Here is a 21,350-nt window from a genome sequence, read left to right as displayed (position 1 = left end):
GCTTATTTTTGAGCGCTCAATCGCCGAGGCAGTTCAATGCGAAAGGTCGAACCTTCTCCAACTTGACTGGTAACCCTAATCGTTCCTTGCATTAAATCGACAAGCGATTTGCAGATAGCTAAACCCAAACCTGTGCTTTGATAGTTGCGGTTCGCGCTTCGATCTACTTGTTGAAATGCTTCAAATATGCGTTCTATATCCTCTTGAGGAATTCCAATGCCGGTATCTTTAACCTCAATTACGAGCCGGTTTAAGTCTCCTTCAACTTCCCTCACCTCTATCCGCACTCCGCCGGTTTCAGTAAATTTAATCGCGTTGGCAAGCAGATTCACTAAAATCTGACGCAGACGAGAACGGTTGTTAATTATGAGCGGATTTTGCAGATCAGTATGAATCTGCAAAAATAAATGTTTTTCAATAACCAAAGATTGCAATTCTTCAGTTGTTTTATGAACTAAATCCACCACATCCACTTCTTCTAATGCCAAGTCCATCCGACCGGCATCGACTCTTGAAAGGTCGAGGATGTCATTAATCAATCCCAATAAATTATGACCATTATCATGAATGCGTTCCACCATCTGAACTTGCTTGGGTTCTAAAGAATAGTGGGGATGGCGCAGCAGCAGTTGAGAAAAGCCGAGGATCGCGTTCATGGGAGTGCGAAGTTCGTGAGAAATCGCTGATAAAAACTGGGATTTAATATGCGTTATCTCTTGCAGTCGCAAATTTTCTAAATGCATTTGGCCGAGTTGCGCCTCAACTTGCTTGCGTCTGGTGATGTCGCGCAGCATCCAGCGCAAGTTCATTCCTTCCGGGTTCGAGACTGCACTGACTGTGATGGCCGCCTCAAAGCAATCTCCTTTACGCGGCTGCATTGGCAATTCCCACTCCCGCAATCTGTCCAATTCGCCGATTTTTAGCTGATTGATTCGCAAGCGAAAGTCCCGACGCTGTGTTTCCGGGACAAAAATGCTGAGGGGTTTGCCGATTAAAAACCGTTGAGAAACACCCAGAAGGGTGGCGGCAGTGTAGTTGGCTTCCCGGATCGTCCCATTCTCATCGGTTACCAAGTAGGCATCTGGCGCAAACTCAAACAGTTCTTTATATCTTTGGCGTTCTAGTTCTAGTTGCTCCTTAGTAACGCTTAGCAGTTCATTTTGCTGGCTTAGCTCTTCTCTAGCAACCTTGAGTTCTTCTAGCGAAACGTTAACCTCTTCGAGGACTTCTGCCATCAGCTCTACTTTATGTGCCGGCAAGTCTTGAGCACACTCGTGCATTTGTGTCAAGCGCGAACTGACATTTTCTATTTGCTGGAGTAATTTTTTGTCTGTGTTCACACTACACCTGCCGCCTCTATTGTGTTTTCGTCGATTTAACTGCTTTCTAAATTGTTGGCTCCATTACGCAGCAACCAATTAAGGCTTCTGAACAAATCTCTCATAGTTGTTTTTAAGACAGTTTCTGAAGCATTGCATCGACTGGGAGGCTGAAGACAGGTCTATCAACAAATAGATGTTAGCTCCGATCTCCTGCTTCTATTGTTAATAACCGCAGATAGATTCTCTCTTCTCGTTTTTAAGCTTCCCTTCATTTTCTGTGCTAGTCTCTTCCGTCTGTTGTGTGTTTCTCGGAACTGGGGAAGAATTTCTGCCCCTATTATTGCACCGGCTCCTCCCGGACGCTCTCCTCCATTAACAAGATCGAACCCTGAACTTGTCTTTGCAAATCAAGCAGGGGCGTACAAACAACTTTACACTGCATCATCCTGCCACGCCTGTTTGTAGCATCCAGTATTATTTCTGACAATTGTGCCTCTCCATTGACACAATCGCGAATTGGCTGCCTCAGTTGGCCCACCGGCAGCCCGATGTCCAAATTGAGAAAATGCTCGCCTTGCACTTCCTCACACCGCAAACCCCATAAATCTTCAGCTTTGTCATTCCAAATTTGAATCAGCAAGTCTCGGTTTAATACCACAACCGCACTCCGCAGGCTGGTGAGGATAGATTCTAAAAACCCATTCACTTGGTTGAGTTCGTCGCTGCGGTGGCGCAGTTCGTCGTTAATCGTTTGCAGTTCTTCATTGGTGGATTGCAATTCCTCATTCATGGTTTCCAACTCTTCGTTGGTGGACTGCAACTCTTCGTTCGTCGTTTCTAACTCTTCAACGGTTGATTGCAATTCCTCGTTCGTCGTTTCTAATTCTTCGTTAGTGGACTGCAATTCTTCATAAGCCATTTCTAACTCTTGGTTGGCTTGTTGCAGTTCTTCTTGCAGCTGTTTCGTCCGGCTGACATCGCTGAAGCTAATACTTGCACCCAGCAAAACCCCAGCGTTGTCTACCAGTGGCGTTACTTGGACTTCTAAATACTGCATCGCACTGTTAGGCTGCGACCACTCAATGTCTTTTAAGATGAGAGAGCGACGCTCTGAATAGACTTGCGTGATCCGAGAGCGTAACTCGACTGGCCGGTAGGAAAATTCTAAATCTTGTAAGGGCCGGCCTATATCTTTAGGCTTGAGGCCAAAAAGGTTACGTGCTCGTTCATTAGCTAGCATGACTGAACCACTGGTATCCACCACAACTTGGGCTGAGGTGCCGGCATCAAAAGCAGTTTCACGCATACGCACCTGATTTGAACGAAAGTTGGACGTATCTGGGGTTTCTGCTTGGGCTAAAAGTAACAGGCGATCCCGCAAATTTCCTTTTTCTACTTGGGTGAAGATACGCCGCTTTAAATCCACTGGCGCAAAGCTGTGGTTGTGGGTGAGCAATGTCTCGGCTTTCCCTAAAAATAAAATACCACCGTTATTGAGGGCGAAGTGAAAGCGTATCAGTATTTTTGCTTGAGTTTCGGCGTTGAAATACATTAAGGCGTTGCGACACGTTAGTAAATCAATCCGAGAGATTGGCGCATCTTGCACTAAGTTGTTGCGGCCAAAAATAATTGCTCGTCGCAGATCCTTACGAAATACATAACGGTTATCGATGAGATCGAAGTATTTGTTGAGATATTCTTCAGGAAGTCCTGTAACTTCTTTGCTGCAATAAGCGCCCAGTCGAGCTTGGTTGAGCGCTTCTTCGTCAATATCGGTGGCGAAGATTTTAACTCTGTCGCGAAATTGCTCGGTGCCAAGCGCTTCTGCCATGATAATCGCTAAAGTATACGCTTCTTCGCCAGAGGCGCAACCGGCACTCCACAGCCGGATATTTTCATCCGATTCTTTGCCGGCAATGAGCTTGGGAACGATGTCGCTCGCTATATAATCCCAGGCTGAGCGATCTCGGAAGAAGCCCGTAACGTTAATTAATAGGGTATTAAATAAATGAACAAATTCTTCTGGATGCACTTCCAGGTAGTCTTGATACTCGGTATAACTCTCTATTTCTACTGTCTGTATCCGTTTGTTGACTCGGCGCATCAAGCTTGAACGTTTGTAGCCGGTGAAATCTATTCCACGACTATGTTTAAGATACTGTAGTAAATTTTCAAATGTTGGGTCTATGTCTAATTGAGCCATTTTTCCTTCCTAGATTACTTACCGATAAAAAATTTTCACACAAAAGATATATATATATATATATATATATGCAATCATGAAACTTAATTGGGTAATCTTTTGCGGTATTAACGAGTCATTCAGGATGGGTGCCGGCTTTGCTATCAGGCTAAGTTTTGATATTAAGTCTGCGGCAGCGCTGATATCAGTGGCTCAAACTCTAATCCTTTCCCACTTTCTTTCCATCTCACCCCTACCCCCTCGTTCGCGACTTCAAGATTAAAACCCTACAGTTTTTAAGTGCACGCTTTATTTTGCTTGTGGCTTTATAAATTTTCCTAATTCTCGCCGGTGCTCAAAATGTAAATTATTTCAATAGGTTTGGTGTCCCTGTCGAGGCTGTGGCAATCGTTAAGCCTATCAAGGGGTAATAAAACGGTAAATATTTTTTTTCGCTTTTTCCATTCTCTCTCGTAAAGGTGCCAATGCCTCGCCGGCGTTCCCCTCTCATTGTTAAGTTTTGTGTCAAAATGAGAAAATTCTGATACTATCTTAGAGAAAGTTTTAAGATTCGTAATCAATTCTTCATGATTTTATTGGTTGTCGGTGCCACCGGCACTTTAGGGAGACAAGTCGCCCGCCGTGCCTTGGATGAGGGCTATCAAATACGCTGCTTAGTCCGTAACCTGAAAAAAGCTGCTTTTCTAAAAGAATGGGGCGCTGAACTGGTAAGGGGAGATTTATGTGATCCCGAAAGTTTGCCACCTGCCTTGGAAGGGGTAACGGCAGTGATCGATGTCGCAACCGCTCGACCGACAGATTCCCTGAGTGTGAAAGAAGTAGACTGGGATGGCAAAGTCGCGCTGATTCAAGCTGCTAAAGCTGCCGGTGTCGAACGTTATATATTCTTTTCAATTCTAGACGCCCAGAAATACCCGCAAGTCCCGCTGATGGAAATCAAGCGGTGTACGGAGCTATTCTTAGCGGAATCGGGCTTAAACTATACAATCCTCAAACCCTGTGGCTTCATGCAGGGGTTGATCGGTCAGTACGCCATCCCGGTTTTAGAAAATCAAGCGGTTTGGATAACAGGGGAAACCTCGCCTGTGGCATTTATGGATACGCAAGACGTGGCCAAATTTGCCGTCCGCGCCATCTCGGTTCCCGAAGCAGAAAACAAAGCCTTTCCAATTGTAGGGACACGGGCATGGAGTGCCGATGAAATTATTCGCCTGTGTGAACGCCTTTCAGGGCAGCAAGCCAAGGTGACGCGGCTGCCCTTAGCTGTGCTGCGAGGGGTTCGCAACGTGACTCGGTTCTTTCAGTGGGGATGGAATGTGGCTGATCGGCTGGCTTTTGCGGAAGTCGTAGCCAATGGCAAACCGTTAACCGCCGAAATGGATGAGGTTTATCAGGTGTTTGGGCTAGATCCCCAAGAGACAACAACCTTAGAAGCCTATTTGCAAGACTACTACAGCCGAATTATGAAGAAGTTGAAGGAATTAGATTACGAGAAAGGAAAACTTAAAAAGCAAAATAAACGAAAAGTCCCGTTTTAATCAAAATGGGTGAAAGAACTGCGCTGGCTCAAAATCCTACCCTGTGAGGTTTTCCAAGCCCGATCAGTTGATGGGTGGGAGGGAAGCGCCTGCAACCCAATAGCCAGCCGGTGCAAAATATGCAAGGATAAACCTAGCAAAGTAAAGGCGCTGAGCCGGCGCGGTAAAAATTGGCTAAAATGGTGAGTTGCTGTTTCTTGCAGCGATCGCAAAGCCATTACCCAACTTCTCACAGCTTTTTTTAAGATGTGAGGTGTTAAAATTCCTCCTTATAATTCTGAACCCTAACCCGGACTCTGAGTGTGCCCAAAGCTGGCATTATTTACAACGATATTAAACCCATAGCTTGTCGCGCCGCAGCGGATCTCAAAGACAAGCTAAATAGCTGTGGGTGGGATGTTTGCATGACCACCGGCATCGGAGGAATTCTCGGCTATTCGACCCCCGGTAAGCCGATTTGCCACACCCCAATTGAGCAACTGGCACCACCCGGCTTCGACGATGACATGAAGTTTGCCATCGTGCTGGGGGGCGATGGCACGGTTCTCTCGGCATTTCGTCAAGTTGCGCCTTGGGCAATTCCCTTGCTAGCGGTGAACACCGGCCACATGGGGTTTTTAACCGAGACTTATTTAAACCAACTGCCCCAAGCGATTGAAAAGCTGCTGGATGGGGATTATGAAATTGAAGATCGCACCATGCTCTCGGTGCAGTTACTTCGAGAAGATGTGCGGCTGTGGGAAGCGCTATGCCTGAATGAAATGGTGCTGCACCGAGAAGCGCTAACCTGTATGTGTCACTTTGAAATAGAAGTGGGCCGGCACGCGCCGGTTGATATCGCTGCCGATGGGATTATTATCTCAACGCCAACCGGCTCAACCGCCTATGCCTTGTCAGCAGGTGGCCCAGTGGTGACGCCTGGGGTGCCGGTGTTGCAACTATTGCCGATCTGCCCTCACTCCCTGGCTTCTCGTGCCCTAGTATTTGCCAATACAGAGCCGGTGACGATTTATCCAGCCAATCCCAACCGGCTGGTGATGGTGGTCGATGGGAATGCCGGCTGCTACGTCTTGCCAGACGATCAGGTGCGGGTTGAGAAATCCAACTACGGCGCTCGATTTATCCGTCTACAACCCCCGGAATTTTTCCACATCCTGCGAGAAAAATTGGGCTGGGGTTTACCTCACATTGCCAAACCCACCTCAGTGGAACTACCCTGATGGGTAAAGTTGTCTTCTGTTAGCAGTCAGTGGTCAGTCGTTATTGGGTCATGGGTTGAGAGGTGGCTGAGTTCCTGAACCCCGATGAGATTGCCCATTCGCCGCTGATGCCTAACCACTCACCACGAATTACTAACAAGGGCTATTATGCTTGATCGAAATCCCTGTGTCCTGCTGATAGAAACGGATGCCGCACTAGCTCACAATGTGAGTCTGGATTTAAAAGAATCTGGCTACGAGCCGGTTGTGGCTTATGATGCACCCACCGGCCTTTCTCAAGCCGACCAACTGCAGCCGGCTTTAATTGTTGTGGATCGGATGCTGGCGGGAGAGTCGGGGTTGCAGTTGTGTACCCAGCTCAGAAGAGTGGGTAATCGAGCGCCGGTGCTGCTATTAATGGCTCGTGATAGTGTTGATGATCGCGTGGCTTGTTTAGAAGCGGGGGCGGATGATTATTTCCTCAAACCCTACCGCAGCGAAGATTTTTTACAACTGGTGCGTCTGTACCTACAGCCGGATGCCCCAGGGACGGAACAGTTACGCTTTGGTGATCTGGTGCTGGATCTGTCTACCCGCCGCGCGTTGCGGAATGGACGGGTGATCGAGCTAACGATGAAGGAATATGAACTGCTGAAGTATTTGATGGAACACCCCAGAGAAGTGCTAACCCGCGACCAAATTTTAGAAAATGTTTGGGGTTATGACTTTATGGGTGAATCGAATGTGATTGAGGTGTATATTCGATATTTGCGCCTCAAAATAGAAGATGAGGGTCAGAAGCGCCTGATTCAAACCGTGCGAGGTGTTGGCTACGTTTTACGAGAAGCGTAGGGAATTTGAGATTTTAGAGGTGAAGAATTATCGTTAAACCCACTCTCTAAAATCGATTATAAAAAGGAGCGAGTGCGAGGTGATTGAACACAATAGTTTGGTAGGAATAACGCTTAGTGTTTTGCTAATGGGATGCTCACAACCGGCACCAGAAAGCTCTCAGGCTGGATCACCCAACGATCCAACCCTGCCGGCTGTCGTATCTCCAGTGCCGGTGAGCACTTCCCAGGGGCAAGCGTTACCGATTTCCGCAAAAGCAACCATTGCCGGTAAAACCATTGCCCTGGAAGTGGCTAAAACACCGCAACAACAAGCCACCGGGTTAATGTACCGAACTTCCTTAGCAGATGATCGCGGGATGTTGTTTGCCTTTAACCCGCCTCAAAGTGTCAGCTTTTGGATGAAGAATGTTGCGATTAATTTGGATATGATCTTTTTGCGCGACGGGGAAGTGCAAGCGATTGAGGCAAATGTGCCGCCTTGCACAACTTTACCTTGTCCGACTTACGGCCCTGATGGTACACTGGTTGACCAAGTGATTGAGCTACGGGGCGGCAGAGCTGCTGAACTAGGCTTAAAAGCCGGCGATCAAATTGCTATCCAGTTTTTAGAAGCCGGCACCGAGCAAACTCCTCAATCCCCTGCAAAACCTTATCCAAACCATTAAAATTGCATAATTTGTGATTGTGGACAGAACGAGCGGGATTTGCTAATCTGTCTATCTGAGGAGCAGAAAATTTATAAAATGCTTCTTGGAAACTTCACAAAATATCTGTACAATCTTTACTCGGCTGCGGCAAGAAATGGATACAGTTAGAGTAAATTTGTACGAGATACCGTGGAGCGCTCAAACTCAATCGATAGTTAAGTCTGGGGCGGTTGCCTCATCCTGAAGCTAACGGCTGTAGTCAAAGGCGTAGATTGGGGGAAAGTACACTCAAAGCGTATTTCTTTTGGTGTAGGAGTGAGACAGGAGTGAACCCCCATATAAACCGTCCCGAAAGGGAAGGAATATTGATGTAGCAAGGGTTTGGCAAATGTAAGCCGGCTCTAGCTCATAAAAAGTTTCAGTAAAACGGCTGAAGCGCCAATCGGGTTCTGTTTGAAAAATCTGTAAATTTACAGATGTCGTTGCTCGCAGAACCTGATGCACTAGGGATTAGCGAATAAGTTGTCTGCGGCGGCAGCAAAGCTCCCAACTAATTCGGGGATCAGCGCAAAACGCACGCGAACAGGATAAGTAGCTTTAAAGCTTTCAGTTCTGAGCGTGACGAAGTTTTAGCAGCGTCTGGCACATAATAAAGCGGAATATCGTCCCGTCATGGGTACGAATTGCCGGCAACCCTGGTGTACAGATTGCATACTGGCTAACTGCACCCTTTAAAAGCAGGATTGATGATACAAAATTAGGTTTAATTGACAAGGTGAAAGGTAGATATGGCACCCGCAACACACAATAAATTCATCCGATTTTTACAAGACGATTTAGCAATTTCTGCGTCCTGTCTTAAAATCGCTCTGCGGCATCGCGAGCAAGATCCAGGCCCATTGCCCATGATTCTCTGGCAGTATGGCTTGGTAACGATTGAACAGTTAGAACGAATCTACGACTGGCTGGAAACAGCATAAGATTTGATTTATGTTATCTAGCTTGTCCACCGGCTTGATCCGGACGCAGGAGAAAATGTTTTTGAAAATTGACTTCGGCAACAATCAAAACAACATAATAAAAAGAGCGGGTTTGTTAAACAGCCCGCTCTTTTGATTTTGAAGCCTAAATAATTAGATTTAAAATTCTTGCCTAAGACTGAGCAAAAATTTCAGCAGCAGCGGCAACACCGGCACCCGGCGTGAAGCTTTTATGGCCCAATTCTTTGAAGGCAACTTCTAGAGAAGCAATGGCCGCCAAGATATCCCGATCACTGACAAACCCTAAGTGGCCAATTCGGAATATCTTGCCCGTAAGATGATCTTGTCCGCCGGCAAGAACGATATCGAACCGCTTTTTCACAATTGAACGCACTTTTTCCGCGTCTATTTGTGCCGGCCCTACGGCTGTGATCGCTGGACTAGCTGCCTCATCCGAGGTCAACAGGGGTAGATCCATCGCTTTAATTGCAGCGCGAGTGGCCTTCATTAAGCGCTGGTGCCGTGCAAAAATATTTTCTAACCCTTCATTCCGCATCATGTTCAGCGAGGCTTGCAGGGCAAAAAACAAGTTCACCGGCGGCGTAAACGGTGTGGTGTTTTTCGCAGCATCTTTACGGTATTTGCCCAGATCCAAGTAGTAACGGGGCAGTTTTGCCGTTTTGTAAGCCTCCCAAGCTTTGGGGCTAACAGCCACAAAACCCAGCCCAGGAGGAATCATATAGCCTTTTTGTGACCCAGATGCCACAACATCTAATCCCCAGGCATCCATCGGCACATTAACCGCCCCTAAGCTGGTAACGGTGTCTACCATCATCAAAGCTTCGCCGTGCTCTTTGACGTGCCGGTTAATTGTTTCTAAGTCATTAAGGACGCCGGTGGACGTTTCGCTGTGGGTAAGGATCACGGCTTTGATTTGTTTGCCGGTGTCTGCTGCCAGTTTTTCTCGGAACTGTTCAGGTTCAAGTGCTTTGCCCCACTCTGCCGAAACTTTCTCGACGGCGAGTCCGTAAGCTTCACAAACTTCAGCCCACCGATCGCCAAATTTACCATTACAGCCAACCAAAACCCGATCACCCGGACTCAGAAAGTTGATAATTCCTGCTTCCATCGCGCCGGTGCCACTGGCTGTCAAAATCAAAACATCGTTTTCCGTTTGGTGCAGCCATTTGAGGTTTTGAGTAACCTCTGCCATGATTTTACTAAAATCACCGCTGCGGTGGCCAATTGGGTGCCGAGAGAGCGCGAGTAATGCCTGCTCTGGCACCGGCGTTGGGCCAGGAATCATCAGCATCAGCTTATCGTCCATGAGTCCGTCCTACTGTCTCAAAAATCTTGTTAGTGGCTAGGGGTGTTTTTATAGCACAAAGCGATCTGCAAAAGTAACAGAAAAAATCACTGATTTTTTACTTTTTACTTCCTCATACCCTTGTGGTATATGCCGGCAACCGATCCATTTAGAAAAACGACCGGCAGCAGCATCCATCATTTCAAATCCGCCCATTGCTCGATCCAAATATCGTATCAGGCCGGTGGTTGCTGCTGTGCTTTCCGGAAATTCTGATTAGAAGTCTGTTCTCCGTTGCTGTCATTGAGTGACCAGCGGTACTCTATTGGTACATTCGCTCGTTCACAGCTATCTTCTAGTTGCTTCTGTTGGGCAAGCGCTTTGCGGAGCGTCGAAATCAGCTGATGTACCTGTTCGCGTTGAGAAGGCTTTTGCCCAACAGCAAACATTGTTTGACGCTCTAACAGTTGCAATAGCAATTCGTAGTGGATATGGGAAGGAAGAGGAATAGGCTCCATGAAAGCTGATCTACCTCAAGTGAACCGAGACCCGATCGTCATAAAATGAGGCGTTGCAGAACCAAGCAAATTACTGGGTCTGGGCGTTGCGCCGCCATTCAAAGAAACCTAAGTTTCCGAAATGCAGAGTCTAGTATTGCATCATACTCTATACTCGCACTCCCTGCCACGACAAAGTGATTCGCACGCCTGCTTCAGCCGGGGAAAGGCACACCGGAAAAGAATTTATTTTCCTTAATTAATATGTTTTTGAACGCTAACAGCGCACATTTATGCTTCCAAAAATAGGATTTGCCGGCACTAAAAATCAGCAATGTTTGCTTTGCCGGCAAGCCCTAGGCATTTCAGAAAAGCTTCGCAATCGCATCGGCTGGGTCTGGCTGTTTCACCAAAGACTCACCAATCAGAACCGCAGTAGCGCCGGCATCAGCCACCCGGCTCAAATCCTCTCTGCTGTGCAGCCCCGACTCGCTGACAACTAAAATCCCACGTTCACGCAACTGTTCGCCTCGTTCTGCCATCAGCCCAACCGTAGTTTGCAGATCCACAGAAAAGTCTTCCAAATTGCGATTGTTAATCCCCACCAAGGTTACGCCCTCGATGCCCAGCACCCGATCCAGTTCCTCTAAGGTGTGTACTTCTATCAGGGCTGTCATTCCCAAAACCTTGACAATTTTCACAAAATATTGTAAATCTTTGTCAGAAAGAATCGCCGCAATCAACAGCACCGCATCAGCCCCGTTGAGGCGAGCGAGGTAAATTTGGTAGGGATAAATTAGAAAATCCTTGCACAACACCGGCAGCTCAACAGAGGAGCGAACCCGCCGCAAATTCTCAAAGCTGCCTTGAAAAAATTTCTCATCCGTTAACACAGAGATGCAGCTCGCACCGCCTTGCTGGTAAGCCAGAGCAATCTCCACCGGCTCGAAATCCTCCCGGATTACGCCCTTACTGGGAGACGCCTTTTTAACTTCCGCAATCAGTGCCGGTTGCGTTTTGCCTTCCCGCAACGCCGCTAAAAAATCGCGGGGTGCCGGTGCGCTTTTTACCTGATACTGTAGCTCAGCTAAAGGCAAGCGTTCCCGCAGTTGGGCAACTTCAGTTTCCTTCTGCCAGACAATTTCTTCTAAAATATGGCGCGGTTCCGAGTCAGCCATTTTCACCTGATAGCGCAGGGAAGTGACGGCAACAGATGGATTTGGAGGACGGCGTCGAATTTGCATATTAAGGGAATTGGGGATTGGGCATGGGGCATGGGGGATTGGGCATGGGGCATGGGGCATGGGGCATGGGGCATGGGGCATGGGGCATGGGGGTAATCGCTGCTTTTCTTAGGCTCTCCCACTTTCCCACTCTCCCCCTCTCCCACTCAGGACTCAGGACTCAGGACTCAGCACTCAATGCGGCGTTAGTGCTCGCTTATAGGCTTCATCCAACACTTCCGAGAGGGTGGGATGGGTGTGAACCAAAAAGGCTAAATCGCGCACAGATTGCCGGTGGGCGATGGCATTGGCAGCTTCTTGGATTAAATCGGCGGCGTGGATACCCAGAATGTGAACACCCAGTAATTCGCCGGTGTCTTGCCGGTAAATCACTTTGGCTAAGCCGTCGGTTTCTCCTTCGGCAATAGCTTTAGAATTGCCCTTGAAGTATGTGCGTACGGCTGCCACTTCAAATCCTTCGGCTTGGCCCATTTCCTTGGCTGCCGGCTCTGTCATGCCGACAAAGCTAATTTCTGGGTGGGTGAAGGCGGCGGCAGGGATGCAGCGGTAATCAACGGTACGGGGACGCCCACAAATATTTTCCACGGCTGTGATGCCCTGTGCGGAGGCTGCGTGAGCAAGCATCATCTTGCCGGTGGCGTCGCCAATTGCCCAAAGGTGGGGCACCGGCTCACCGCCAGATAATACCGCCATGCGGTCATCAACGGGAATAAAGCCGCGCCGGTCAATTTCAACGCCGGCAGCTTCTAATCCCATATCTTTGGTGGCTGGAATGCGTCCTGTTGCCACCAAGCAGGCATCCACTTCTAAAACTTCTACAACTTCTTTGGTTTTAACGTCGGCAAGTTCAATCACTACCGGCGATCCGGGCGTTACTTTTTTCGCCAACAGCCCGACTCTGGTTTCAATGTCGCGGGGCGCGATCAGCACGCGCTGAGCTTGCTTGGCAATATCCGGGTCAAACGTGGGCATTAGCTGATCTAGGGCTTCGATCATCGTGATTTCGCTGCCCAGTGCGGTGTAAATATCGGCAAATTCCAAACCAATATAACCACTGCCAATGATGGCGATCCAAGACGGTAGCGATTCCAGCTTGATGCCGGCATCGCTCGTAAATACAGTTTTTCCGTCAATTTCAATGCCTGGGGGGACAAAGGGAACCGAACCCGGAGCTAAAATAATCTCGTCGGCGGTAACTGTTTTTTCACCTTTGTCTGTCGTGACGGTTACTTTTTGCGTTCCAGCTAGCCGGCCCCATCCCTGAATCACATCGACGCCCAGACGTTTAAGGCTATTGGTCATATCGCCACGAATTTTGCTGACGATGCCGCCGGCATGGTCTGAAATCGCTTGCCGGTCGAAAGTCATTTCCCCCAATTGAATCCCCAGCGTCTTGAGATGGTGGGCATCCCGCAGTTCCCGCACACGACCGGCAGCCGCCAGCAAGGCTTTTGAGGGAATACAGCCCCGGTTAATACAGGTGCCGCCCATTTCTGCCGATTCCACAATCGCCACTTTCAAGCCGCAGCTGACCGCGTGCAAAGCCGCACCATGTCCACCCACACCGGCCCCGATAATTACCAAATCGTAATCAAATCCCTGACTCATAGCAATTTTAGATTTTAGATTTTAGGTTTTAGAGTGAGCAGACTACCTATTCAAACATTTTTACTGTTTTGTTTCAACGAAGCTTGCGGCGAAATTAGGGACACCTCAAGTTATAGGTACGTTACCCTCCTTATTGTCAACTGGCGGCGCTCGCTCGCACAAGATTTTTTTCCCGTCTCTGTTGCTGCACAGGCAGGACGCTTGTCATCCTCTGGCAGGGGTTAAAAATTAACGAATGCTTATATTCCTAAACATCTTTTGCGCTTTTCCCCTCGGCAATTACCGGCTTATTGCTCAAAGGCCGGCTTGATCCCCTTAATATTCCCACTAGCTACACCACAGAAAAATAGATAAACTCATAATGCTTGCTGCAAGTGACAGCTAGATTGGCGACATTTGTGAATTTTAGAAATTTGCCTTCAATCTTGCAACACTAAGCCGAGGTGAGCAGTCGCAGTCTTTGTCGTTAATTGTCGATTTTGGAGTCAAGCACTATGGATCGTGAGAATCAGCGAGATCTGCGTCGAGAGGCTACACGATCCTTTTTCGACTCACTTGATCAATTGCAGAAAACCTTGAGCGACGCGGAAGTTCAACAGCAAAAATCAGAACCGGCTGTTGAACGGGAGGCACCTGCCAAAACTGACAAAAAGCGGGCAAAAAAAATTGATCTCACTGAGCTAGAACAAGCAGCCGCAGATATTGAGCAGTTTTTTCAATCTAAGTATCCCAAATCGACTGATTCTCAGGAATAAAGCCGCGTTGCCGTTGCGCTTCGTATAATATCAGGGCAGCAGCAATGGCCACATTCAACGACTCCACACCGGCTTTGAGAGGAATTTTGACTTGGCGGTCTGCCAACTCCACTAAATTAGCAGATAAGCCAGCTCCTTCATTTCCCAGCAAAATCAGCGTAGGGCGGCGGTAGTCAATTTCCCAATAAGTTTCTGGGGCATTGCTAGCAGTTGCGATTACTTGCATCCCTTGCTGCCGGCAGTGATCAACTTCAGCTTTTAAATCAGCACTGACTATTATTGGCAACCGAAACCAGGCACCTGCTGACGCCCGCAGCACCTTTGGCTGATCCGCATCTACACTATCCCCACTCAGCCATAAACCGCCGGCACCGGCTGCCGTTGCCGTCCGGATAATGGTACCCAAGTTGCCCGGATCTTGCAGCGTTTCCAAGGCAATGCCCAAATCTGTTGCGACTGAGGGCGAAGCGGTTGCCGTCCGTTGTGCTGTTGCGATCACCCCATCCGGGTTAACCGTGGTTGCCAACGCTGTGAGCACTTCTGGACTCACTAATTCTGAGCGATCGGCTTTTTCAGTTGCCGTTTGCCAAAGATTGGGGTGACGTTCCTGCCATTGGGGCGTGCAGCAAACCGTGACGAGAGGAAAATCCACCGCACAGGCTTCTTCCAGCAAATGCGTTCCTTCGATGAGAAATAGCTGTTGTTCCCGCCGGCCTTTGGAAGCGTGCAACTTCCGAATTTGTTTGACTAAAGAATTCTGAAGACTCGTCAGCATGGAAAAAATAAAAGATGAGGGATAAAGGGTGAAACTTCTTTGCCTGAATCCGAAAATGATTGGTTATCGGTCACAACAAATAATTTCACTGATCTTTTATCTCTCATCCTTAAAAATGCGGAACCCGGGACTTGAACCCGGAAGGCTTGCACCACATGAACCTGAATCATGCGCGTCTACCAATTCCGCCAGTTCCGCTTACTGGTTTATCTCGTATCGCAGTATATTACCGTAGCGTCATTCACTGTGGCTGTCAAGCCTCTTTGCTAAATATCTCTAATTTCAGCAATCTTGCTGAAGAAACTGCTAACTTATGGAAGCATAAATCTGGACATCTGACATCTTTCCGGTAAAATCGGAACCAAATCAGAAGTTACAAAGTATTAATTGATTCTGGAGGGTAAACATATTACTTCCTCTCTCAACTTGAAAGATAATCACGCATCTCCTGAAAAAGCAGACAACTCGATTCTGCACATTTGGGGCCGGTCTACTCTGCAAGGCCATGTCAAAATTAGCGGGGCGAAAAACGCTGCCTTGGTGGTGATGGCTGGCGCATTGCTCTGTCCAGAGGATTGCCGAATCCGCAACGTTCCGTTATTAGCCGACGTCGCTCGCATGGGCCAAATTCTTTCAGCCCTAGGCGTGAAATTAGAGCGAAATGGGGACATTTTAGACATTAATGCCAGCGAAATTGGGCAATCGCAAGCGCCTTACGAGTTGGTGAGCCAGCTAAGAGCGAGTTTCTTTGCAATTGGGCCAATACTTGCCCGGTTGGGTGCGGCTCAAATTCCTCTACCTGGAGGGTGTGCCATCGGTGCCAGGCCGGTTGAGCTTCACGTTCGCGGTTTGCGGGCGATGGGGGCTGATGTGCAAATTGATCATGGAATTGTTCATGCTTATGTTACCGGCCCGAATCGGCGCTTAAAGGGTGCCAAAATCTATCTGGACTACCCCAGCGTAGGAGCAACGGAAACCCTGATGATGGCGGCGACGCTGGCTGATGGAGAAACCACAATTGATAACGCTGCTCAAGAGCCAGAAGTTGTGGATCTGGCGAATTTCTGCCGCTCAATGGGGGCAAAAATACAAGGGGCCGGCACCAAGACCATTGTGATTTCTGGAGTGCCAAGATTGCACTCGACCGATTACAGCATCATTCCTGATCGGATAGAAGCTGGGACATTTTTGGTCGCGGGGGCGATTACCCGTTCGGAAATCAGCCTGTCGCCGGTGGTGCCGGATGATCTGACGGCAGTCATTGCTAAACTGCGGGCGATTGGGGCGAAAATAATCGCTGATGCGCCATACCAACTGCGGGTTATTCCAGGGGAAAATAATATAGCAACGGATATTGAAACATTGCCATATCCCGGTTTCCCCACTGATATGCAGGCGCAGTTTATGGCCTTGCTCACCATAAGTGAGGGAGACAGTGTCATTAGCGAGACGGTATTTGAGAATCGTCTGCGTCATGTGGCGGAATTAAACCGCATGGGTGCAGATATTCGCGTCAAAGGCAATCACGCGATTGTGCGGGGCGTACCGATGCTCTCAGGTGCGCCGGTGGTGGCAACCGACTTACGCGCTTCTGCCGCTTTGGTGCTGGCTGGGCTGGCAGCAGAGGGCAAAACCACGATTCAAGGATTGCAGCACTTAGACCGGGGTTATGAGCGCTTAGATGTCAAACTACAGCAACTCGGCGCTAAATTACAGCGGATACAGGGTGAGCCTGAAGACGTGGAAGCGAATGTGGAAGTGGATGTGGCAGTGGACAATGAATCGGCGGCAAGCAAGCCAACAGAATCGGCATTAAAATAAAGGTCTAGGACTGTTTACCTGTTGGATGTAGCCGGCATGGACTTCTTGAAAACACCGCTAATCGGTCTGAAAGCAGACCAATTTCGTCACCCGCTCGATCTGGAAGCGACAAATTCCCTCAAGCAACTGCCTGGGTTAGACCTGCTGGTGCGAAATCTGCTAGGGCCAATTGGTGAGCAGTTTTTCTACCTGGACAATATTGCCTCTAGTGTTTTGGTAGGCGAACAGCAGTTGCCGCATTTGCATCAACTGCTGTTAGAAGCCTGCAAAATTCTGGATCTAGAACCGCCGCAACTTTATGTGCGCCAACATCCGGTTCCCAACGCTTATACGTTTGCGATGCGGGGCCGGCAACCGTTTATTGTCATGCACACCTCTCTGATTGAGCTGCTGACTCCGCCTGAAATTCAAGCGGTGATCGCTCATGAATTGGGTCATCTCAAGTGCGATCATGGGGTGTATTTGACTCTGGCAAACTTGATGGTGCTTGCCGCCAATCAACTGCCAAACTTGGGCGGAGCGATCGCCCAAAGCTTACAAGCCCAACTTCTAGAGTGGGTGCGATGTGCGGAATTTACGTGTGATCGGGCGGCGCTGCTAGCCGCTCAAGATCCGAAGGTGGTAATTTCTCTGTTGATGAAACTGGCGGGGGGATCGGCGACTCTGGCACCGCAATTGAATGTGGATGCGTTTCTGGCTCAAGCCCGCGCCTATGATGACATCAGCAGAAGCCAGTTGGGGGAAATGCTCAAGCAAGCGCAAACTGCTCAACTGACGCATCCGGTGCCGGTTCTGCGGGCGCGAGAAATTGATCGGTGGGCAAGTACAAAAGATTATGAATCTTTGTTGCATCAGCGAGAAATGCGCTATAATAAAAACTCGGAACCCAAGGGCGGGTGGCGGAATTGGTAGACGCATCAGACTCAAAATCTGACACCGAAAGGTATGAGAGTTCGATTCTCTCCTCGCCCACTTTCTTTAGCATTGAGTGCTAAGAAGTGATTGAGTTGAAAAAGGGTAGTCATTATGGCTCAACGGTTGAAAAGCTGGGAGTCCCCTCGCCGTGAGGGAAGAAACTCCAAAGGCAAAGGCGGCGTAGCACGAGCACGACAGCTCAAGAAACAGCAGCAAATACTGCGGAAGAAGCTACAAGGGGAAACCCAAGACAATAATCAAGGGAAGAGACGCGATGTTCTCTTCCCTTTTTGTTTGGAGTTGCCGGCACTCAGCATACTTGCCCGATAAAAGCTTAGATCGTCGCGAAATCCTCAACTCCGATGAGATTTGCTTGCACCCCATTGAGGGAGGCTAAGAGTTCTCCACTGCCGGCCATATTAATTAAAGTGGCACCGGCACCTTGGGTAATGGACAGTTGGGCGAACTTCAACCCGCCACACAATACCAGAGAATCAATGCCATCTTGAAAATCTGTAACAACATCACTGTTTTTGCCTTTTGCTAAGAGAAAGCGATCACGACCACTGCCGCCGCTGAGTGTATCGTTGCCTTGCCCGCCGTTAAGCAAGTCATCCCCACTGCCGCCTCGCAGGATGTCGTTGCCACTTAGCCCGGTGAGGGTGTCGTTGCCACCTTGCCCGTTGATAACATCGTTCGATTTTTCCAGCCCTTGAGTATTATTATCCAGGTCGTTGAGGAAGGTTGTTTTGTTAGGCCGGTAAACGCGGCGGTTAAACTGTTGGTTGGCGTCGATCACGTCAAAGCTGTCTGAAAGCTTGGTATCGCCATCAAACAAGATGTTGCCAAGATCAACAGAGGCGTCAGTAGATTTGAGCAGGTTATCTAGGTTTTCCAGGGCGAAGTTTTGTAGGGTGACTTGGGTATCTGCAACGCCGTCGAATGCGATTAACAAGTCAGTGCCAGACTGGGTGAGAATCATGTTTTGGGCAATTAAACCCGCCCCTTCAAATTTCAAGGTATCGGCAGAGGCGATGATCTCTGAAGTCGGACGGATGCCTTTACCTACTCCTGCAAAATCTGTAATCAAGTCACTACCGTCGGCGGATCGGATAACAAATTGGTCGTTGCCAGTGCCGCCGGTTAAGCTATCTTTGCCTTTATCACCACGTATAACATCCATCCCAGCACCACCGTTGATGCTGTCGTTGTTGGCGCTGCCGTTGAGGGTGTCGTTGCCGGCAGTGCCGGTGATGGTGTCGCCTTTAATTGTGGCGGCTAGGATTTGTTTATCTAAAGCCTCGCCGGTATTTTCAGCGATTGCCTGATCAATAGTCTGGGTGCCGGCGGTTACTTCCTTCAAGTCTTTGGTTATCTCACCTAAAGTAATCACTTGTGCGCGGGCGACTTCTGTGGTGATGCCAGTGCCGGCATTATTGGCGACTGCCTGATCAATGCTTTGATTACTCTCTGCTATGATAACCGCAGCTTGCTGAGCAACATTTATGACGGCATTGATGTTAATAGCGGGGTCTATTGTTTGCGCCTCGGTTGCTGCGTCTTGAATCAGTTGTGCTAACTGTTCTGGGGCACTTAAATCAAGGGGTTGACCGAGTTGAATGCGCGTGGCAATTTCCCAAACAACTGCTTTTGTTAATTCAGCGGTTGATGCAGAAGAAGCGCCATCGAGTAAACTAACTATTTGGGTGACAACGTTTTGCATCTTAATCATGCCGGCGAACACTTCAGCACCCCCCGCCTGATTGTTATTTGTGGCGGCAACTGGATCGAAGGTGGCGAGGTCAGCGTCAGAAGGCAATGAAAGTGCGGCTTTTAGCAAATTTTGTGCGTCATATTCGCTCAATCCTTGGTCAACTAAATCTGCGACTACGCTGGTTAACATACTGACGACAAAGGAATTGGGTAGCGCAGTAATAGGAGTTTCTAGAGGTAAGCCGGTTGCCACATCAATCCCGCCGGTGACGACGATGCGGCCTTCTTCTGGCTCAAGTAAGCCATTCTGATTGGTATCTAACGTCTCAAAATCGAGATTGTCTATGGAAAATTCGCCTTTTTCATTCGTTATGGCGAATGGCTCATTTGCATCCTGTACCCAATTTTTATTGGCATCAAAGAAAGCCGTGCCATCAGAAATGTAATTATCAATCGCTACGCCTGTTCCATTAGGATGGTAAAAAATATGGAATAAGTCGCTAACACTAGCACCCGATTGATCTGTTGCGATTACCTCAATCCAAATATCACCGCGTAAGGATGGATCAATTGTGAAAGTGCAGGTTGTGGGATCGAATTTAATTGTGTCAGGTAAGGCAAATTTTTGAGGCGCAGAGATCACAGTTGGAGCGAATACTCCATTGACATCTTGCCAATTCCAATTCACCTTAGGTACCCAATTAGCCGTATAAGTTAGGGTATCACCGGCATCCGGATCGATAAAAGTGTCTTCCGCAAAAGTAAATACTCCACTGCTGCGGAACTGAGGATTTGCTGTCCAGTCAACCCCTTGCCTAAAGAGCGGTTTATTTCGCACCGGCGCATGATTTAGCGAATTGACTTCCAACTCAAAAGCTGTGCTGACACTGGCACCGGCTTGATCTGTGGCTGTAATTTGCAGGTTGAGATTGCCGGCATTAATATTCGTGGGAGTGCCGCTAAAGCTGCCGGTTGCTGCGTCAAAACTCAACCAAGCCGGTAGAGGTTCGCCATTCGTCAGCGTTGCTTTTAACGTGAGGGTGTCGCCGGCATCAACATCGGTAAACGTATCAGCGGCAATCTGGTAACTGAAGGCAGATCCAGCGTTTATGGTTTGATTAGAAAGAATTTGCGCGACTGCCGGCGCTTCATTCACATCAGTGATATTAATTGTGAAAGGTTTCCAAGAACTACTGAGTGCTGGAGTTCCGTTATCAGTAGATTGGATATAAATCAGATGACTATTGCTTCCATTTTCAAAGTTGAATAGGCTACTATCAGCCACTTTTAACTGATTGTCTTCTATTTTGAATCGTCCCCCTACACTATCAAATAATTTATAAGTGTGGGTATCTTGGACGTTCAGATCAACCGTAGACAAATCAGCAATAACGGTGCCAGTGGCGCTGTTTTCGGCAATGCTATTCTTGCTAAGATTTATCTGGCTAGGGATGTGGTTTATCGGGTTGATTGTAATATTAAAGGTGGTGTTGCTGATGTTGCCGCCCATGCCATCTGTGGCAGTGAAGCTCAGGCTGTCGCTGGTAGTTTTTGTGCCTTGATGGGTGTAAGTCAGCCGATTATTATCGATATCCGCTTGAGTAAACTTGTTGTTGTTACTCAAGTCGAGTTCAGTCTCATTTAGCTTGAGCGTTCCGTTAGCCGGTAAGGCTGTTAGCGTATAAGTAATGGTATCGCCGTCGGCATCTTGAATTCTTAACCGCGTATTAACAATTGTGCCGGTGGTTGCTTCATCTAAGTTCAAGTTGTTGTTGTTGAAAAGAACTGGATCTGTGTTGGGGGTGTCGGTTGCCATGACTTTGCCTTTGAGTAACTTTGTATAAATTTAATGTTTGGAAAGAATTTTGTCAAGAAATTTTTCGCACTTTGTTTAGGTTGTAATTAAGTGCAATTGGCTTTGTAAAAATTTCTTGGTATGAAACTGAGGGTTATACCGTAGAAATACTGACAGC

The 21,350-nt window shown here is 48.2% G+C and carries 19 protein-coding genes and 2 tRNA genes; 10 read left to right on the top strand and 11 right to left on the bottom strand.

Annotation, left to right across the window (positions count from 1 at the left end):
• Positions 1 to 2: 2 nt before the first annotated feature.
• Both H6F73_RS15340 and H6F73_RS15335 read right to left on the bottom strand, forming a co-directional pair.
• Positions 3 to 1,340 carry a PAS domain-containing sensor histidine kinase gene (locus tag H6F73_RS15340; RefSeq protein ID WP_199330532.1) on the bottom strand — a complete coding sequence of 446 codons (1,338 nt, stop codon included), beginning with the start codon at positions 1,338 to 1,340 and terminating at the stop codon, positions 3 to 5.
• Between the two features lie 319 nt (positions 1,341 to 1,659).
• Positions 1,660 to 3,525, bottom strand: coding sequence for a CheR family methyltransferase (locus tag H6F73_RS15335; protein WP_190759545.1), 1,866 nt, complete (start codon positions 3,523 to 3,525; stop codon positions 1,660 to 1,662).
• Between the two features lie 566 nt (positions 3,526 to 4,091).
• Between H6F73_RS15335 and H6F73_RS15330 the strand changes: the two genes are divergently transcribed.
• Entirely contained in the window at positions 4,092 to 5,063 is a 972-nt protein-coding gene (locus H6F73_RS15330) for an SDR family oxidoreductase (RefSeq protein WP_190759544.1), read from the top strand.
• Here the strand turns inward: H6F73_RS15330 and H6F73_RS15325 are convergent.
• Entirely contained in the window at positions 5,060 to 5,281 is a 222-nt protein-coding gene (locus tag H6F73_RS15325; RefSeq protein WP_190759543.1) for a hypothetical protein, read from the bottom strand. The two genes, H6F73_RS15330 and H6F73_RS15325, sit on opposite strands and share 4 nt — an antisense overlap.
• Positions 5,282 to 5,365: 84 nt before the next feature.
• Between H6F73_RS15325 and H6F73_RS15320 the strand changes: the two genes are divergently transcribed.
• The 4 genes from H6F73_RS15320 to H6F73_RS15305 all read left to right on the top strand — a co-directional run bounded on the left by H6F73_RS15320 (position 5,366) and on the right by H6F73_RS15305 (position 8,743).
• The gene (locus H6F73_RS15320; RefSeq protein WP_190759542.1) at positions 5,366 to 6,283 is read left to right on the top strand and encodes an NAD(+) kinase; all 918 of its coding nucleotides are present in this window, start codon (positions 5,366 to 5,368) and stop codon (positions 6,281 to 6,283) included.
• A 147-nt stretch (positions 6,284 to 6,430) separates the two neighbouring features.
• Positions 6,431 to 7,114, top strand: coding sequence for a response regulator transcription factor NblR (nblR, locus tag H6F73_RS15315; protein WP_190759541.1), 684 nt, complete (start codon positions 6,431 to 6,433; stop codon positions 7,112 to 7,114).
• 79 nt (positions 7,115 to 7,193) lie between these two features.
• The gene (locus H6F73_RS15310; RefSeq protein WP_347239541.1) at positions 7,194 to 7,781 is read left to right on the top strand and encodes a DUF192 domain-containing protein; all 588 of its coding nucleotides are present in this window, start codon (positions 7,194 to 7,196) and stop codon (positions 7,779 to 7,781) included.
• A 770-nt stretch (positions 7,782 to 8,551) separates the two neighbouring features.
• A complete protein-coding gene (locus tag H6F73_RS15305; protein ID WP_190669473.1) occupies positions 8,552 to 8,743 on the top strand; it encodes a DUF2949 domain-containing protein in 192 nt (63 codons plus the stop codon).
• A gap of 172 nt (positions 8,744 to 8,915) precedes the next feature.
• Here the strand turns inward: H6F73_RS15305 and H6F73_RS15300 are convergent, their stop codons facing one another.
• The 5 genes from H6F73_RS15300 to lpdA all read right to left on the bottom strand — a co-directional run bounded on the left by H6F73_RS15300 (position 8,916) and on the right by lpdA (position 13,398).
• Complete coding sequence (locus H6F73_RS15300; RefSeq protein WP_190759540.1) at positions 8,916 to 10,070, bottom strand: alanine--glyoxylate aminotransferase family protein; 1,155 nt, start codon at positions 10,068 to 10,070, stop codon at positions 8,916 to 8,918.
• 48 nt (positions 10,071 to 10,118) lie between these two features.
• Entirely contained in the window at positions 10,119 to 10,265 is a 147-nt protein-coding gene (locus H6F73_RS15295; protein WP_190759539.1) for a hypothetical protein, read from the bottom strand.
• A gap of 20 nt (positions 10,266 to 10,285) precedes the next feature.
• Entirely contained in the window at positions 10,286 to 10,567 is a 282-nt protein-coding gene (locus tag H6F73_RS15290; RefSeq protein WP_190759538.1) for a DUF5340 domain-containing protein, read from the bottom strand.
• Between the two features lie 344 nt (positions 10,568 to 10,911).
• The gene (gene trpC, locus H6F73_RS15285; RefSeq protein ID WP_190759537.1) at positions 10,912 to 11,790 is read right to left on the bottom strand and encodes an indole-3-glycerol phosphate synthase TrpC; all 879 of its coding nucleotides are present in this window, start codon (positions 11,788 to 11,790) and stop codon (positions 10,912 to 10,914) included.
• Between the two features lie 174 nt (positions 11,791 to 11,964).
• A complete protein-coding gene (gene lpdA, locus H6F73_RS15280) occupies positions 11,965 to 13,398 on the bottom strand; it encodes a dihydrolipoyl dehydrogenase (protein WP_190759536.1) in 1,434 nt (477 codons plus the stop codon).
• A 494-nt stretch (positions 13,399 to 13,892) separates the two neighbouring features.
• Between lpdA and H6F73_RS15275 the strand changes: the two genes are divergently transcribed.
• Positions 13,893 to 14,153: a hypothetical protein gene (locus tag H6F73_RS15275; RefSeq protein WP_190759535.1), complete on the top strand. Its 261-nt coding sequence runs from the start codon at positions 13,893 to 13,895 to the stop codon at positions 14,151 to 14,153.
• On the opposite strand, the gene H6F73_RS15270 is transcribed toward H6F73_RS15275, so the two are convergent.
• Together H6F73_RS15270 and H6F73_RS15265 are read right to left on the bottom strand one after the other, a co-directional pair.
• A complete protein-coding gene (locus tag H6F73_RS15270) occupies positions 14,119 to 14,928 on the bottom strand; it encodes an RNA methyltransferase (RefSeq protein WP_190759534.1) in 810 nt (269 codons plus the stop codon). The two genes, H6F73_RS15275 and H6F73_RS15270, sit on opposite strands and share 35 nt — an antisense overlap.
• 116 nt (positions 14,929 to 15,044) lie before the next feature.
• Positions 15,045 to 15,126 (bottom strand) — tRNA-Leu (locus H6F73_RS15265).
• 210 nt (positions 15,127 to 15,336) lie between these two features.
• Between H6F73_RS15265 and murA the strand changes: the two genes are divergently transcribed.
• The 4 genes from murA to H6F73_RS15245 all read left to right on the top strand — a co-directional run bounded on the left by murA (position 15,337) and on the right by H6F73_RS15245 (position 17,994).
• Complete coding sequence (gene murA / locus H6F73_RS15260) at positions 15,337 to 16,749, top strand: UDP-N-acetylglucosamine 1-carboxyvinyltransferase (protein ID WP_347239551.1); 1,413 nt, start codon at positions 15,337 to 15,339, stop codon at positions 16,747 to 16,749.
• A gap of 36 nt (positions 16,750 to 16,785) precedes the next feature.
• Positions 16,786 to 17,661, top strand: coding sequence for a M48 family metallopeptidase (locus H6F73_RS15255; RefSeq protein ID WP_190759533.1), 876 nt, complete (start codon positions 16,786 to 16,788; stop codon positions 17,659 to 17,661).
• Positions 17,640 to 17,721 (top strand) — tRNA-Leu (locus tag H6F73_RS15250). Before H6F73_RS15255 ends, H6F73_RS15250 begins: the two co-directional genes overlap by 22 nt.
• Before the next feature lie 54 nt (positions 17,722 to 17,775).
• A complete protein-coding gene (locus H6F73_RS15245; protein WP_190759532.1) occupies positions 17,776 to 17,994 on the top strand; it encodes a hypothetical protein in 219 nt (72 codons plus the stop codon).
• Between the two features lie 4 nt (positions 17,995 to 17,998).
• Here the strand turns inward: H6F73_RS15245 and H6F73_RS15240 are convergent, their stop codons facing one another.
• Complete coding sequence (locus H6F73_RS15240; RefSeq protein WP_190759531.1) at positions 17,999 to 21,193, bottom strand: putative Ig domain-containing protein; 3,195 nt, start codon at positions 21,191 to 21,193, stop codon at positions 17,999 to 18,001.
• Positions 21,194 to 21,350: the final 157 nt, after the last annotated feature.

This window comes from Microcoleus sp. FACHB-68 (assembly GCF_014695715.1).
Classification (GTDB): domain Bacteria; phylum Cyanobacteriota; class Cyanobacteriia; order Cyanobacteriales; family Oscillatoriaceae; genus FACHB-68.
Note: the sequence above shows the minus strand (reverse complement) of the source record. Positions and strands in the feature narration are given on the sequence as shown.

Excerpts from the sequence above, each read along its gene's own strand:
- H6F73_RS15335 (WP_190759545.1), bottom strand. The coding sequence starts at position 3,525 with ATGGCTCAATTAGACATAGACCCAACATTTGAAAATTTACTACAGTAT.
- H6F73_RS15330 (WP_190759544.1), top strand. The coding sequence starts at position 4,092 with ATGATTTTATTGGTTGTCGGTGCCACCGGCACTTTAGGGAGACAAGTC.
- H6F73_RS15325 (WP_190759543.1), bottom strand. The coding sequence starts at position 5,281 with ATGGCTTTGCGATCGCTGCAAGAAACAGCAACTCACCATTTTAGCCAA.
- nblR (WP_190759541.1), top strand. The coding sequence starts at position 6,431 with ATGCTTGATCGAAATCCCTGTGTCCTGCTGATAGAAACGGATGCCGCA.
- H6F73_RS15305 (WP_190669473.1), top strand. The coding sequence starts at position 8,552 with ATGGCACCCGCAACACACAATAAATTCATCCGATTTTTACAAGACGAT.
- H6F73_RS15300 (WP_190759540.1), bottom strand. The coding sequence starts at position 10,070 with ATGGACGATAAGCTGATGCTGATGATTCCTGGCCCAACGCCGGTGCCA.
- H6F73_RS15295 (WP_190759539.1), bottom strand. The coding sequence starts at position 10,265 with ATGGGCGGATTTGAAATGATGGATGCTGCTGCCGGTCGTTTTTCTAAA.
- H6F73_RS15290 (WP_190759538.1), bottom strand. The coding sequence starts at position 10,567 with ATGGAGCCTATTCCTCTTCCTTCCCATATCCACTACGAATTGCTATTG.
- trpC (WP_190759537.1), bottom strand. The coding sequence starts at position 11,790 with ATGCAAATTCGACGCCGTCCTCCAAATCCATCTGTTGCCGTCACTTCC.
- lpdA (WP_190759536.1), bottom strand. The coding sequence starts at position 13,398 with ATGAGTCAGGGATTTGATTACGATTTGGTAATTATCGGGGCCGGTGTG.
- H6F73_RS15275 (WP_190759535.1), top strand. The coding sequence starts at position 13,893 with ATGGATCGTGAGAATCAGCGAGATCTGCGTCGAGAGGCTACACGATCC.
- H6F73_RS15270 (WP_190759534.1), bottom strand. The coding sequence starts at position 14,928 with ATGCTGACGAGTCTTCAGAATTCTTTAGTCAAACAAATTCGGAAGTTG.
- H6F73_RS15255 (WP_190759533.1), top strand. The coding sequence starts at position 16,786 with ATGGACTTCTTGAAAACACCGCTAATCGGTCTGAAAGCAGACCAATTT.
- H6F73_RS15245 (WP_190759532.1), top strand. The coding sequence starts at position 17,776 with ATGGCTCAACGGTTGAAAAGCTGGGAGTCCCCTCGCCGTGAGGGAAGA.
- H6F73_RS15240 (WP_190759531.1), bottom strand. The coding sequence starts at position 21,193 with ATGGCAACCGACACCCCCAACACAGATCCAGTTCTTTTCAACAACAAC.